The sequence below is a fragment of the Nocardia veterana NBRC 100344 genome (assembly GCF_000308855.1).
Classification (GTDB): Bacteria; Actinomycetota; Actinomycetes; order Mycobacteriales; family Mycobacteriaceae; genus Nocardia; species Nocardia veterana.
In genome coordinates, this window is sequence record NZ_BAGM01000036.1 from 1 (window position 1) to 13,709 (window position 13,709).

A 13,709-nucleotide genomic window follows, 5' to 3' on the forward strand; every position below is an offset into this window, starting at 1 on the left:
TGGCGTTCGACCATCCGACCGCGGCGGCCGTCGCCCGCTATCTGCGCTCGCGGATCACGAGCACCGGCACGGCGGCGGCTCGCCGCACCCGCCGGGCCCGCTCCGAGGAACCGATCGCCATCGTCGGCATGGCCTGCCGGTATCCCGGCGGTGTCACCTCCGCCGACGAACTGTGGGATCTGGTGCTCTCCGGCACGGACGCGATCAGCGAATTCCCCTCCGACCGCGGATGGGATCTGGGCCGCCTGATCCATCCCGACCCCGAGCACCCCGGTACGTCGTACGCGCACGAGGGCGGATTCCTCGACGGGGTAGCGGATTTCGATGCCGGGTTCTTCGGGATCGGTCCCCGCGAGGCCCTCGCGATGGATCCGCAGCAGCGGCTGTTGCTAGAGGTCTCCTGGGAGGCACTCGAACACGCCGGGATCGATCCGACGACCCTGCGTGGTACCGACACCGGCGTCTACACGGGCCTGATGTACCAGGACTACGAGTCGCTGACCCGCACGGCCGGCGCCGATATCGAGGGGTATGTCGGCACCGGCGCGGCGGCCAGTGTGGTGTCCGGCCGCGTGGCGTATGCCCTGGGGCTGGAGGGCCCGGCGTTGACGGTGGACACCGCCTGCTCGTCGTCGCTGGTGGCATTGCACGTGGCCTGTCGCGCGCTGCGCCAGGGCGAGAGTTCGCTGGCACTGGTGGGGGGCGCGACGGTGATGTCGACCCCGCTGGTCTTCGTCGAATTCTCCCGGCAGCGTGGGCTGGCGCCCGACGGCCGCTGCAAGTCCTTCTCGGCCGCCGCCGACGGCGTGGCCTGGGCGGAGGGCGCGGCCGTTCTGGTGGTCGAACGCCTGTCGGATGCCCGCCGGCTGGGCCACAATGTGCTGGCTGTGGTGCGCGGCACCGCGGTGAACCAGGACGGCGCCAGCAACGGGTTGACGGCTCCCAACGGCCCCTCCCAGGAGCGGGTGATCGCGGCGGCACTCGCCGACGCCGGGCTCACGGCTGCGGAGGTGGACGCGGTGGAGGCGCACGGCACCGGTACCACGCTGGGTGATCCGATCGAGGCGCAGGCGTTGATCGCGGCCTACGGTGGTCGGCGGACGCACGGGCCGTTGCGGGTCGGCGCCCTCAAATCCAATATCGGCCACACCCAGGCGGCGGCCGGAGTGGGCGGCGTCATCAAGATGGTCCAGGCCTTGCGGCACGAAACCCTGCCCGCGACATTGCATCTGGACGAGCTGTCGCCCCATGTGGATTGGTCGGCGGGCGCCGTCCGGGTGTTGTCGGAGCCGGAGCCCTGGCCGGCCGGGGACCGAGTGCGCCGGGCCGGGGTGTCCTCGTTCGGAATCAGCGGAACCAATGCCCACGTGATCATCGAGCAGGCGCCGGCGGCGCCCGCGCGGCCCGACACCGAGGCACCCGAGGATCGCAATCATGCGGTGCCGCTGATCGTTTCGGCGAAGTCGGAAGCCGCGCTGCGCGCCCAGGCACGTCGATTGCGTACCTGGCTGGCCGAGCGGCCCGAGCTCGATCCCTGGGCGGTGGGGCGGGCGCTGCTGGAAACCCGGGCGCTGCTGGATCGCCGGGGCGTGGTCGTCGGATCCGATCGCGACCAATTGCTGGCCGGTTTGACCGCACTGGCCGCGGGGACCGCCGCGCCCGGTGTGGCGACCGTGACCGCCGGGGCGGGGGATACGGCATTCCTGTTCACCGGCGGCGGCGCCCAGCGGGTCGGCATGGGTGCCGGTCTGTACCGGGCGTTTCCGGTGTTCGCCGCGGCGCTCGACGAGGTGTGCGGCGAATTCGACCGGCATCTCGGCGGGTCCCTGCGCGAGGTGATGTTCACCGACCCGGACGGCACGCTGGACCGGATGGATCACATGCAGCCGGCGCTGTTCGCCTTCGAGGTCGCGCTGTACCGGCTCCTCGAATCCTTCGGATTCCGGCCGGACGTGGTCACCGGTCACTCGCTCGGCGAACTGACGGCGGCCTACGTGGCCGGCGTCTGGTCCCTGCCGGACGCCTGTGCGCTGGTCGCGGCGCGGGGTCGCCTGATGGGTGCGGCCCCGGCCGGTGGTGCGATGCACGCGGCGGCGATCTCCGAGGCCGAGGCCGAGCAGCTGCTCGACGGATTCGAGGACCGCGTGTCGTTGGCGGCGCTGAACGGCCCCGAATCGGTGGTGCTGTCCGGCCGCATCGATGCCGTCGACGAGATCGGGCGCCGGCTCACCGAGATGGGTCGCAAGAATACGCGGCTGCGCATTTCGCACGCCTCGCATTCGGTGCTGATGGACCCGATTCTGGACGAATTCCGCACGGTCGCGCAGAGTTTGACCTACCACGAACCCGCCCTGCCGATCGTGTCGAACGTGTCGGGTGCTCCGGTGGGCGACGAGGTGCGCGACCCCGCGCACTGGGTGGCCCAGGTGCGCGGCTGCGTCCGGTTCGCCCCCGGCGTCGCGAGCCTGCTCGACGCCGGCGTCCGGCGGTTCGTGGAAGTGGGTCCGGACGCGGTGCTCACCGCCATGGTTCAGGACTGCCTGGCGCACGATCCGGACGCGGCGGCGAAGTCGATCGTCCTGGCCTGTGCGCGTCGCTCCGTCGACGAGCCGGTGCAGCTGGTTGCCGCGCTCGGTCAGGCCTGTGCGGCGGGGGTTCCGGTTCGGCTACGGCAGCTGTTCACCGGCCGCGGGCATTCCCGGATCACGTTGCCCAGTTACGCTTTCCAGCGCGAACGGTACTGGGTGCGGCCCGCACCCGACATCGCCGTGGGTTCGTTCGGGCATCCGTTCCTCACCGCCGCGGTACCGCTCGCGGGCACCGAGGAATGGTTGTTCACCGGCCGGGTTTCGGTGCCCGCGCAGCCGTGGCTCGCCGATCACTCGGTATTCGGCTCGGTCCTGCTCCCCGGCACGGCCTTCGCCGAGTTGGCTCTGGCCGCCGGTGCGCAGCTGGACGCCGAGGCGATCGACGAGCTGGTGCTGCACGCACCCCTGCTGCTCGGCGGTGACGCCGAGGTGGAACTGCAGCTGACCGTGCGCGCGCCGGACGAGCACGGCCGTCGCGCCTTCTCGATCCATTCGCGCGCGCTGGATTCACGAGCCGAGCGGGACGGCGAGGCCGAACCCTGGGTCCTGCACGCCGAGGGTGTCCTCACCGAAGCGGCCGCGCATCCCGCGGTCGAGACCGGCTGGACGGCCGAGGGCGAACACTGCGACGGCGCCGCGCTCTACGATCGGCTGGCGGACCGAGGCTTCGAATACGGTCCGGCCTTCCAGGGCGTGACCGCGCTGCGCACGCATGCGGGCCGGGCCTTCGCCGAGGTGTCGCTCGACGAATCGGCCGGGACGTCCACCACCGGATTCACGATCCATCCGGCCCTGCTGGACGCCTGCCTGCACGCGGCCCTGGACGCGGTGCCCACCGGCGCGGACCCGGACCGAGTCCCGCTGCCGTTCTCGTTCGCCGGCGTGCGGCTGCATCGCCGGGGCGCGACCGCCGTGCGGGTCCGCACCGTGCCCCTGGGTGAGGACGCGACGGCCGTCGTGGTGCTCGACCCGGCGGGCGCGCCGGTGCTGACCATCGACGCGGTGCGTTCCCGCCCGATCGACCGAGCGGCGGTGCGCGGCTCGGGCACCGGGCAGCCCGGACCGTACTCGGTGCGGTGGGTCGAGGTGGATGTTCCGGATCGGGTCTCGCGGGGTTCGGTCGCGGTGCTGGGCGCCGCGACCGTGACCGGGGTCGAGCGACGCTTCGCCGATTTCGCGGAACTCGTTGCGGCCGAGCAGATTCCGGATGTCGTCGTGTGGTCTCCGGAGTTCGGCCCGCGGACCGGTACGGTGCCCGGGACGGCGGAGGTGCGGTCCGCCGTGCACGCCGCCTGGGAGCTGCTGCGGTCCTGGTCGAGTGCCGAGCGGCTCGTCGAGACCCGACTCGTGGTGGCGGTGCGCGGGACGGACAGCGTGACGGGCGAGGCAGCCGAGCCGGTGCACGCTGCGGTGGCCGGCCTCGTCCGCAGCGCGCAGTCGGAGCAGCCGGACCGATTCGTCGCACTCGACTACGACCCGGAGGCGGCCGAGATCGGCGGTGACCTGGTATCGGCCGTGGTGGAGTCCGGATATTCGCAGGTGGCCGTACGGAAGGAACGGCTGTTCGTCCCGCGGCTGGTCGACGCGGGCCTCGCCGTCGCGCCGCCGCCGGACGGTGTCGCCACCTTCGGCACCGGCACCGTCCTGATCACCGGCGGCACCACCGGACTCGGCGCGGTGACGGCCCGGCACCTGGTCCGCACGCACGGCGTCCGCCATCTGCTGCTGCTCTCGCGGCGCGGCGCGGCGACCGCGGGTGCGGCGGAACTGGTGGCCGAGCTGACCGATCTGGGCGCCCGCGTCCGGGTGGCCGCCTGCGATGTGGCCGACCGCGATCAGCTGGCGGCCGTCCTGGATTCCGTCGACGGTGCGCATCCGCTGACCGCGGTGATCCACTCGGCGGGACTGCTCGACGACGCCACGATCGAATCGCTCACACCGGAACGGATCGACCGGGTGCTGGCGCCGAAGGTCCAGGGCGCCATTCATCTGCACGAGCTGACCCGGGATCGGGAGCTGGCGGCATTCGTCGTCTTCTCCTCGGCCGCGGCGCTGCTCGGCTCACCCGGACAGGCCAACTACACGGCCGCGAACGCCTTCCTCGACGCGCTGGCCCACAGCCGCCGGACGGCCGGTCTGCCCGGCTTGTCGGTGGCGTGGGGGCTGTGGGATCAGGACACCGGCATGACCGGTGCGATGGACCGCGCGGCGCTGGCCCGGCTCGAACGGATGGGTTTGCGGATGCTCGGTGTCGCGGACGGGATGCGGATGTTCGATGCCGCGCTCGCCGGCGACGAGATCGTCAGCGCGGCAGTGCTGTTCGACAAGCAGGCGTTGGCGACGCAGGCGCGCTCGGGACTGCTCCCGGAGGTGCTGGCCGGGCTGGTTCCGGCTCGCTCCCGCCGCACGGCGAGCGGCGGTGGGGCCGAGGGCAAGCTGGCCGAGGTGCTGGCGGCCACCGCGCCGCGGGACCGCTACCCGGTGGTCCTGGACTATGTGCGGGAACAGGCCGCCGCCGTGCTCGGCTACCGATCCGCGGCCGCCGTCGATGCCGAAACCCCGTTCAGCGACCTGGGTTTCGACTCGCTGGGTGGTGTGGAACTGCGCAATCGGCTCTCGGCGGCCGTCGGCATGCGACTACCGTCGACGCTGGTGTTCAACTATCCGACGGCGGCCGCGATCGCGAATCTGATCTGTTCGCAATGGACGGACAATTCCACCGCCGCCGCCATCGACGATCAGATCGCCGCGCTGCGCGCCCTGTTGGCGTCGATGCCGACGTCGGACGACAAGGCCCTCCTGGCCGAGCGGGTTTCCGCGGCCCTGGCCGAGGCGGTCGCGGACGAAGCGGCCGCGGCGGAAGCGGCGGTGGCGGAACCGGATTCGCCGTCGCGGCCCGACGATCTCGTCGCCGTGGAATCGGCGACGAGCGCCGACGAACTGTTCGCCCTGATCGACAAACAGATAGCAGAAAGGTAGGTGACCGGCGATGACGGTTGGTTCCGAGGCGGGGTCGGCGATCGACACCACGGACGGCACCAGAACGTTGCGACTGCAGTGGGAGGATCCGTCGGTCGCCGTGCTCGGCCTGGTGCAGCTGACGCGCGACGAACTGGTCGAGCGCCTGCGGGCCGGTGACCTGCCGCTGCCGCCGCTGGCGAAGCTGCTCAACGTGGCCGTCGCCGACGCCGACCCCGGACGGATGACGTTGCTGCTCACCCCCGACGAACGCCACATCAACTTTCTCGGTGTGGTCGGCGGCGGGGTGGCGGGCGCGGTGCTCGACGTCGCGATGTGGGGCGCGGTCCAACTCTCGGTGGACGACAAGTCCATGATCACGACTGTGTCCATGAACACGAACCTGATCCGGGGCATCGCCCACAACCAGGGGCCGTTGCGCGCCATCGGCGAGGCGGTGCATGTCGGGCGCACGACCGCGACGGCGCAGGCGCGGCTGGTCGACGCCGGCGACCGGCTCTACGCCACGGCCACCGCGACCTTCGTCCGGATGGGCGCCGGCCGGAGCTGAACTCGAACGGCCGGCCCGGCTCGAATCGGTCCGGGCCGGCCGCCGATGTCAGATCTCGGCCGCGAGCCGGGTGCCCTGCAGAATCGCGCGCTTGGCGTCCAGCTCCTTGGCCTCCGCCGCGCCACCGATGACATGCACGCGCAGACCGCGGCTTTCGAGCTGGTCGGCGAGGTCGCGCACGGGGTCCTGGCCCGCGCAGATCACCACATTGTCCACTTCGATCAGGCGCGGGCGCTCCCGCTGCGGGCCGAAGCTGATGTGCAGTCCACGCGCGTCGATGCGTTCGTAGTTGACGCCACCGATCTGCTCGACCCCTTTGCCCTCGAGCGCCGCGCGGTGAATCCATCCGGTGGTCTTGCCCAACGACATCCCGAACGGCCCCGACTTCCGTTGCAGCAGAGTCACTTTCCGGATCGCCGGCGTCGGCCTCCGGGCGGTGAGCTGACCGCGGGCGTGCAGATCGCGGGTCACCCCCCACTCCCGGCGCCACTGCTCGAGACTCGGTTCGCCCGCGTGGTCAGTGGTCAGGAATTCGCTGACATCGAAGCCGATTCCGCCCGCGCCCACGACGGCGACGCGGGGCCCGGCCTGTCGTTCGCCACGCAGCAGCTCCGGGTACGAGATGACGATCGGATGGTCGATGCCCTCGATATCGGGCGTGCGGGCCCGGACGCCGGTGGCGACCACCACCTCGTCCCAGTCGCCCGCCGCGAGCTGGTCGGCGGTCGCGCGCACGGCGAGATGGACGGTGACACCGGTGGTTTCGAGGGTGCGCCGGAAGTAGCGCAGGGATTCGGCGAACTCCTCCTTGCCGGGGATGCGCTGGGCGAGGTCGAACTGTCCGCCGATGCGGTCGCTCGCCTCGAACAGCTCCACCCGGTGCCCGCGTTCGGCCATCCCGATCGCGGCCGACAGCCCCGCCGGCCCGGCGCCGATCACCGCGATCCGCTTGGCGCGGCGGGTGGGCGCCAACTGCAGCAGCGTTTCGTGGCAGGCCCGCGGGTTCACCAGGCAGGACACGGTCTGCCGGGTGAAGGTGTGGTCCAAACAGGCCTGATTGCAGGCGATACAGGTGTTGATCTCGTCCACTCGCCCGGCCGCGGCCTTGTTCACCCAGTCCGGGTCGGCCAGCAGCGGCCTGGCCAGCGAGATCAGGTCGGCCGCACCGCTTTCCAGGATACCCTCGGCCACATCCGGCATGTTGATCCGGTTCGACGCGCAGACCGGGATGCCGACCTCCGCTTTGATCGCGGCGGTGAAATCGACGAACGCCGCCCGCGGCACCGAGGTGGCGATCGTCGGTACCCGGGACTCGTGCCAGCCGATGTCGGTGTTGATGACGTCGACCCCGGCGGCCTCCAGCTCCCGCGCCAACTCGATCATCTCGGCGAATGTCTGTCCGTCCTCGACGAATTCGGCGAGCGACATCCGGAACATGATGAACATGTCCGCGCTCAGCGCGGCCCGGGTGCGGCGCACCACCTCGAGCGGGAACCGGCGCCGGTTCTCCGCCGACCCGCCCCAGTCGTCGGTCCGGGTGTTGGTGCGCGGTGCGAGGAACTGGTTGATCAGGAAGCCTTCGCCGCCCATGATGTCGACGCCGTCGTAACCGGCCAGTTCCGCGAGGCGGGCGCAGCGAACATGGTCGGCGATCGTGGTTTCGATCTGTTCGGGCGTGAAGGCGCGCGGCTCGAACGCGGTCAGGGGGGAGGGCACCGCCGAGGGCGCCAGATTGCCCGGGATATTGGAATCGCGCCCGCCGTGCAGAATCTGGAGCGCGATCTTGCCGCCCGCTTCGTGGACGGCGGAGGTGATGGTGCGATGACGTTCGGCATCGGTCTCGTCCAGCATCGCGCAGGCGAACGGCCACAGCCAGCCTTCCCGGCTGGGCGAATAGCCGCCGGTGACGATCAGTCCCACGCCGCCGCGGGCGCGTTCGGCGAAGAACGCGGCCAGCCGGTCGATATCCCAGTCCCGGTCTTCGAGCCCGGTGTGCATCGAGCCCATGACGACCCGATTACGCAGAGTCGTGCGCCCCAACTCGAACGGTGACAGCAGGCGCGGGAAAGCTGAACTCATGGGCCGAACCTAATGACCCGTTTTCGCTTTCGCAACGGCTCGAAGAAAATTCATCTCCCGGTTACCGTTGCGGTTCGGCCGGGCTGGGTATGCTCGCGTCCGGCATTCCGGAAATTGTGCCGAAACGCACCCTTCCCAGAGTTGGTAATAGCTGGAAAGTTGACGTGGCGGCGCCGTTTCCTACTGTGTGATGTGGTTGACAGTCGTGGTGGCGGACGTGGTTTCGTCGCTCGTGTCCGGCACCATCGCGCCAGGCCGGATCGTATCCGGCCGGCGTGCAGCGGTACCCCGGGTGCGTCGTAGAAAGTTCGGGAATATGGCGGAAGACGTACCTGTGCCGGGCGCCGGCAAGGCGGGAACCGTAGTGGTTGTCGCGGTGACTTCGATGGCCGGATTCATCGCATTTCTCGATTCCACGATCGTCAATATCGCTTTTCCCAGTATCCGCGCGGATTTCTCGTCGTGGTCGCTGGATTCGCTGTCGTGGGTGATGAACATCTACAACATCGTGTTCGCGGCATTGCTCGTCCCGGCCGGGCGATATGCGGACCGTTTCGGCCGGAAAATGTTGTTCGTGGCCGGGCTCGTGGTTTTCGCGGCCACCTCGCTGTTGTGCGCCCTCGCGCCGACGGCCGGCCTGCTGGTGGTCTTCCGCGGCTTCCAGGCCCTGGGTGCGGCACTGATCGTGCCCGCGGCGCTCGCGCTGTTGCTGCCGGCCTTTCCCGAAGCGCGGCGCGGCGTGGCGGTGTCGCTGTTCGCCGCGACCGCCGCCCTGGCGGCCGGGATCGGTCCGGCTCTCGGTGGCTTCCTGATCGACATCTCCGACTGGCGCCTGGTCTTCGCGGTGAATGTGCCGATCGGTCTGCTGACCGTGGTGGCGGCGCTGCTGTGGCTCACCGAGGCCCGGGACAGTGGCGCGACCGCGAATCCGGACGGGGTGGCGATCGTCTGCTCGGCCGGCGGCTTCGGGCTGCTGGCGCTGGGAATCGTCAAGGGCAACGACTGGGGCTGGACCGACTGGCGCACGATCGGCGCCCTCGGAGCCGGAATCGTGCTGGTGCTGTGGGTGATTCAGCGTTGCCGCACCCATCCCGCGCCGCTGATCGAGGCTCGGATTCTCGCCGACCGCACCATTGCCTCGGCGAGTGTGAGCACCTTCGTCTTCGCGGCGGCGTTCTACGCGTACCTGCTCGCCAACGTGTTGTTCCTGACCTCGGTCTGGCACTACTCGACACTGCGTGCCGGTTTGGCGATGACGCCGGCTCCGCTGTTCTCCACCCTCGCCGCCCGTCCGGCAGGGGCGCTCTACGACCGCTTCGGCGGTCGCTGGGTCGCGGTCACCGGCGCGGTGCTCGTGGCCGCCGGATTGCTGTGCTACGCCCTGCTCGCCGGCGCGGACCCCGATTTCCTGCTCGGCTGGCTACCCGGTGCGATCGTCAGCGGTATCGGAGTGGGAATGGTCTGGCCGAGCCTGGCCACCGCGTCGGTGCAGGGCGTCACCGGCACCCGGTTCGCGACCGCGACGGCATTCAACGGCGCCCTGCGTCAACTCGGCGGCGTTCTCGGCGTCGCCGCCTGCGTGTCGTTCCTGACCGCGCGCGGCGGTTCGGACCCGCTGGGGTCGTTCCACCTGATCTGGATCGCGGGCGGCATCGTGTGCGTCGCCGCGGGAATTGCGGCGTCGAGCCTGCGGCGCCCGCTTCCGGTCGACCCAGCCGAGGTGAGCGTGCCGGCCGAAGCGCCGGTTCGGCCCTGACGCCGCCGGGGCACCACCGCCGAGCGCGCCGCCGCGGGCTGCCTCGCTCCGATTACGACTCGATGCGCCGCTTCGACGGTTTCTGCTGCGGGGCAAGGAATGTCGGCCTCGGCACGACGCCGGGCGTACCGCCGCCGGGGGCGTCTACGGCCTCGGCCTCGTGACTGAACAGGCGCGCGCCGGGGGATTGTTCGTCGGTCATGAATGTCCTTCTCGTTCGTTGTCCGTCGGCGTTGTCGCCGACAGGTGGTGTCGTCGATAGATAGTGTCGCTGCGCTACTTCGCTGTGCGGTCCCGCAGTCGGCGCAGCGCGGACCGTAACCCGTCCCGCTCGGTGGGGCTGCGGCCGGCTCCGGTCGTCGGCCGGGCGGCCAACGCCTGAAACTTGCGTTCCGACGCCGTTTCGGGGGCATCGTCGGAGCCGGCCCGCAGATACCGGTCCGGAACCGCCAGCTTGTGCACGGTGCGCATCGCGAGCAGGTATTGACGCGGCAATGTGCCGCTGGTGTACGGCAGGTCGTATTTCTCGCACAGCGCCCGCACCCGGGCCGCGACGGCGGCGTAGTGGTTGCTCGGCAGGTCGGGAAACAGGTGGTGTTCGATCTGATAGCACAGATTCCCGCTGAGGAACGCCAGGACCGGTCCGGCCGTGAAGTTCGCGCTGCCCAGTAGTTGCCGCAGGTACCACTCGTGTTCGGATTCGTCCTCGACCACGCCGGAGGTGAACTTCTCCGCCCCGTCCGGAAAGTGGCCGCAGAAGATGACCGTATGCGCCCAGATATTTCGCAGGGCATTCGCGGTCACGGCGGCGGCGAGCGTGCGACGCCAGCGCCGGCCGGTCACGGCCGGAAACAGGATGTAGTCCTTCCCGATCTGCCGGACCGCTTTCCCGAGTACGGCCCGGGTGTGCGCGCGCCGAGTGGTGCTGTCATGCGACCGCTCGTATTCGGCGTAGAGGCCGTGCAGTGCGATACCCCATTCGAAGGTCACGGCCAGCAGCAGATTCTGCAGTGGTTGCAGCACCATGTACGGCCGCCAGGGCTGGTCCCGCGTCATGCGCATGACGCCGAAGCCGATGTCGTCGTCCATCCCCACCACATTCGTGTAGACGTGGTGCCGATAGTTGTGCGCGTAGCGCCACTGCGACGACAGTGCCGCCATATCCCATTCCCATGTGCTGGAATGGATTTCGGGATCGTTCATCCAATCCCACTGGCCGTGCGAGACGTTGTGGCCGATTTCCATGTTCTCGACACACTTGGCCACCGCGAGCCCGGCGACGCCCAGCCCCCAGCCGAGTTTGCCCCGGCCGAGCGCGAGCACCAGCCGCGCCGCCGTGTCCAGCGTGCGCTGGAACACGATCGTGCGGCGGATGTACGCCGCATCCCGCGCGCCGAGCCGATCGTGGACCTCGCGCCGGATGGCGTCGAGCTCCCGGCCGAGTTCGGCGATGTCGGCGTCACCGAGATGTGCGTAGGCCGCGACCTCGGTTATGGCCATTCGTTACCTCTCCCGGGCTGCCGGAGCGGGACGGCCCTCACCTGGTTCGGCGATGCGGCCCGGTTCAGTGGCCGACCGCGTTGCGCAACGCGCGTTCGATGCGATCGAGGACACCGTTCCTCCGGTCGCCGTGCGCTGTCGCAGGCGGCTCGATCGCCCGAGAATGATTGTCCCGGTGAACTTTCGCCGTGCGTACCCGCGCGGCGATCCACTGTCCGATGCCCATCGCGATGATCCCGTCTCCGGATATATGACCGCGGCGCGCGGAGATGCCGCCGTGTGCCGTCTGAGACCGGGTGTCCGTTTCACGCTACGGGAATCGGGAGGGGATGTCCACGTCGGTACCCGGCAGCGCCCGGTCGGCGACAGTCGGGCCGGGAACGGTCGGGCCGGGAACGGTCAGGCCGACCGGCGCGGCGCCGATGGCTCGAGGGCGCCCGCCCGGGCGATCAACGCGGAGCGCAGATACCAGAGCCCCTGACTGCGGCTGGGATTCAATCCGGTCAATTGGCCGATTTTCCGGAGCCGATAATCGATCGTGTTCGGATGGATATTCAATTGGCGCGCCGTGCGCCGGCGATTCAAATCCGTTTGAAAGAAGACGCGCAACGTCTCCATCAACTCCGGATGGTCGTCGAGTGGTGCGATGCGGGTTTCCAATATGGTGCGGGCGATACCGGGCCGGGTGAGCTGATATTGGAGTGCCAGATCATCGAATTTGTGCAGTCCGGCGCCGATCCCGATCGCCTCGGTGGTATCGAGCAGTTCGTGGGTCTGTTGCGCCGCGGCGGGAATCGATTCCGGCGCGCTGCGGGTCACGATGGCCGTGATCGCCGTCTCGGCCTGCTGCCCGACCGCGTCGACGGCCCGTTCGAGCTCGGCTTCCGTGCAGGCCGGCGCCGGAATCAGCACCGTGCCGCCGTCGGTCGACAGCACCGCCAGGGCCTGACCGCGAAACTCTCGGGCCAGCCCCGCCTGGATGCGTCGTAGCCGCCGGCCGGCGACGACGTGCCGGTCCGCGCCGGTGCGGTCCCGGTCCGCAGGCGGTGCCAGGTGGACGGCTAGGACGAAGTATTCGCCGGCGATCGGAATTCCGCACTCCCGGGCGACCTTCGAGGTGGCGTGCCCGCCGAGCAGCGCCGAGGCCAGGGTATGGGCGGCGGTGTGCCGGTGTGCCGCGGCGGACTGCAGCTCCCGCACGTAGGTCGTGCTGATGATCGAGGTGCACAGGTCGGACAACTCCAAGGCGACCGTCGTCCAGGTGACGACGTCGTCCCGGCCGGGATCGTCGAGGCGCGTCAACACCAGTTCGAGTCCGGCCCCGACGGCGGTGTGCAACGCGTGCAAGACCTGTTCGAGCGGGAGCTCGGCACGGGCCCAGCGCACCGCCGCAGCCTGCAGGAAGGTGGTGAGGTCGGGGAGTGGGTCGCCGCCGGGGCGCTGCATCGCCCACCGCAGGCACAACCGGATCAACGGCTGCACATCCCCGGTGATCAGCCGGCGAGGCAGCGCGGTGAACGGTGGCACACCGGTGTGCAGGCGGGCCAGCAGTGTCTCGGCGAGGCGATCGTCGTATGCGGCGACCCGGACGGGGCGCTCTGCCGGCTCGGCTGTGGAATTCGGCGCGGTGGATGTCCCCACGATTGACCTCCTCGTCACGGCTGCGCGACTGCGGCGACGCCCGGGATATCGGTCCTCCGGTCGCCGCCGAGACGGCTCTGGTCGAGAAGACTAATGCGAGCGTTCGCTCATCTTCTACTCGTCTTGGCGCCGCCCTCGACGTCTGGGAAAAATGCCTCACGAACTGCGGATACGGCCCCTCGCCGACCTCGATAGTGACGGGTTTCGGGGCAATAACTAGCCGAGCGCTCATCTTTCGCAGGACGGTGTGGGCCGGTGTCGGCGCATGGGTGCAGGCGCCGGGCTCCGGCGCCCGCGCGGCCGCGGCCGAAATCCACCGCGGCCCATCCGAAAACCATTGTGTGAATTCATGGCGGGGCTGCCGTCGATTTCGTGAATCCCCGAAGACATCGCCGCGACCGCATCCGCTCGCCGAATTGCGACCGTAGCGTCTGCTCCCGAATTCCGGACGAGTATCCGAAGCGCTCGTCCGGGCGAATTCGATTACGGATAGGGACGATATGAAACGACGCGCTCGCCGCAGTTGTCTCGGTGCGGCAGTTGTCGCCGGGGCCGCACTTCTGACGATCGGGCTCACCACGGTCGGCGCCGGCGCCGATCCCGGTGCGGCCACCGC

The 13,709-nt window shown here is 69.9% G+C and carries 6 protein-coding genes and 1 pseudogene; 3 read left to right on the forward strand and 4 right to left on the reverse strand.

Features of this window, described 5'->3' with window-relative positions; translation table 11 throughout:
• Positions 1–68: 68 nt before the first annotated feature.
• Positions 69–5,567: pseudogene (locus ON37_RS06905) on the forward strand (type I polyketide synthase); the annotation flags it as partial.
• Between the two features lie 10 nt (positions 5,568–5,577).
• Positions 5,578–6,117, forward strand: a complete 540-nt coding sequence (locus ON37_RS06910; protein WP_040717947.1) for a PaaI family thioesterase — start codon at positions 5,578–5,580, stop codon at positions 6,115–6,117.
• Positions 6,118–6,165: 48 nt separating this feature from the next.
• Here the strand turns inward: ON37_RS06910 and ON37_RS06915 are convergent, their stop codons facing one another.
• Positions 6,166–8,196, reverse strand: coding sequence for an NADPH-dependent 2,4-dienoyl-CoA reductase (locus ON37_RS06915; RefSeq protein ID WP_040717948.1), 2,031 nt, complete (start codon positions 8,194–8,196; stop codon positions 6,166–6,168).
• Between the two features lie 316 nt (positions 8,197–8,512).
• On the opposite strand from ON37_RS06915, the gene ON37_RS06920 reads away from it, so the two are divergent.
• Positions 8,513–9,952 carry an MFS transporter gene (locus tag ON37_RS06920; RefSeq protein WP_168441319.1) on the forward strand — a complete coding sequence of 480 codons (1,440 nt, stop codon included), beginning with the start codon at positions 8,513–8,515 and terminating at the stop codon, positions 9,950–9,952.
• 52 nt (positions 9,953–10,004) lie between these two features.
• Here the strand turns inward: ON37_RS06920 and ON37_RS32790 are convergent, their stop codons facing one another.
• From ON37_RS32790 to ON37_RS06930, 3 genes are all read right to left on the reverse strand, one after another.
• On the reverse strand, positions 10,005–10,154 hold the full coding sequence (locus tag ON37_RS32790) for a hypothetical protein (RefSeq protein ID WP_157171374.1): 150 nt from the start codon (positions 10,152–10,154) through the stop codon (positions 10,005–10,007).
• 74 nt (positions 10,155–10,228) lie between these two features.
• Positions 10,229–11,452, reverse strand: a complete 1,224-nt coding sequence (locus ON37_RS06925; protein WP_040717949.1) for a fatty acid desaturase family protein — start codon at positions 11,450–11,452, stop codon at positions 10,229–10,231.
• Positions 11,453–11,851: 399 nt separating this feature from the next.
• Positions 11,852–13,093, reverse strand: a complete 1,242-nt coding sequence (locus tag ON37_RS06930) for a PucR family transcriptional regulator (RefSeq protein ID WP_245553092.1) — start codon at positions 13,091–13,093, stop codon at positions 11,852–11,854.
• Between the last annotated feature and the right edge of the window lie 616 nt (positions 13,094–13,709).

What these genes read in the sequence shown, in the direction of transcription:
- ON37_RS06910 (WP_040717947.1), top strand. Translation starts at nt 5,578, where the DNA reads ATGACGGTTGGTTCCGAGGCGGGGTCGGCGATCGACACCACGGACGGC.
- ON37_RS06915 (WP_040717948.1), bottom strand. Translation starts at nt 8,196, where the DNA reads ATGAGTTCAGCTTTCCCGCGCCTGCTGTCACCGTTCGAGTTGGGGCGC.
- ON37_RS06920 (WP_168441319.1), top strand. Translation starts at nt 8,513, where the DNA reads ATGGCGGAAGACGTACCTGTGCCGGGCGCCGGCAAGGCGGGAACCGTA.
- ON37_RS32790 (WP_157171374.1), bottom strand. Translation starts at nt 10,154, where the DNA reads ATGACCGACGAACAATCCCCCGGCGCGCGCCTGTTCAGTCACGAGGCC.
- ON37_RS06925 (WP_040717949.1), bottom strand. Translation starts at nt 11,452, where the DNA reads ATGGCCATAACCGAGGTCGCGGCCTACGCACATCTCGGTGACGCCGAC.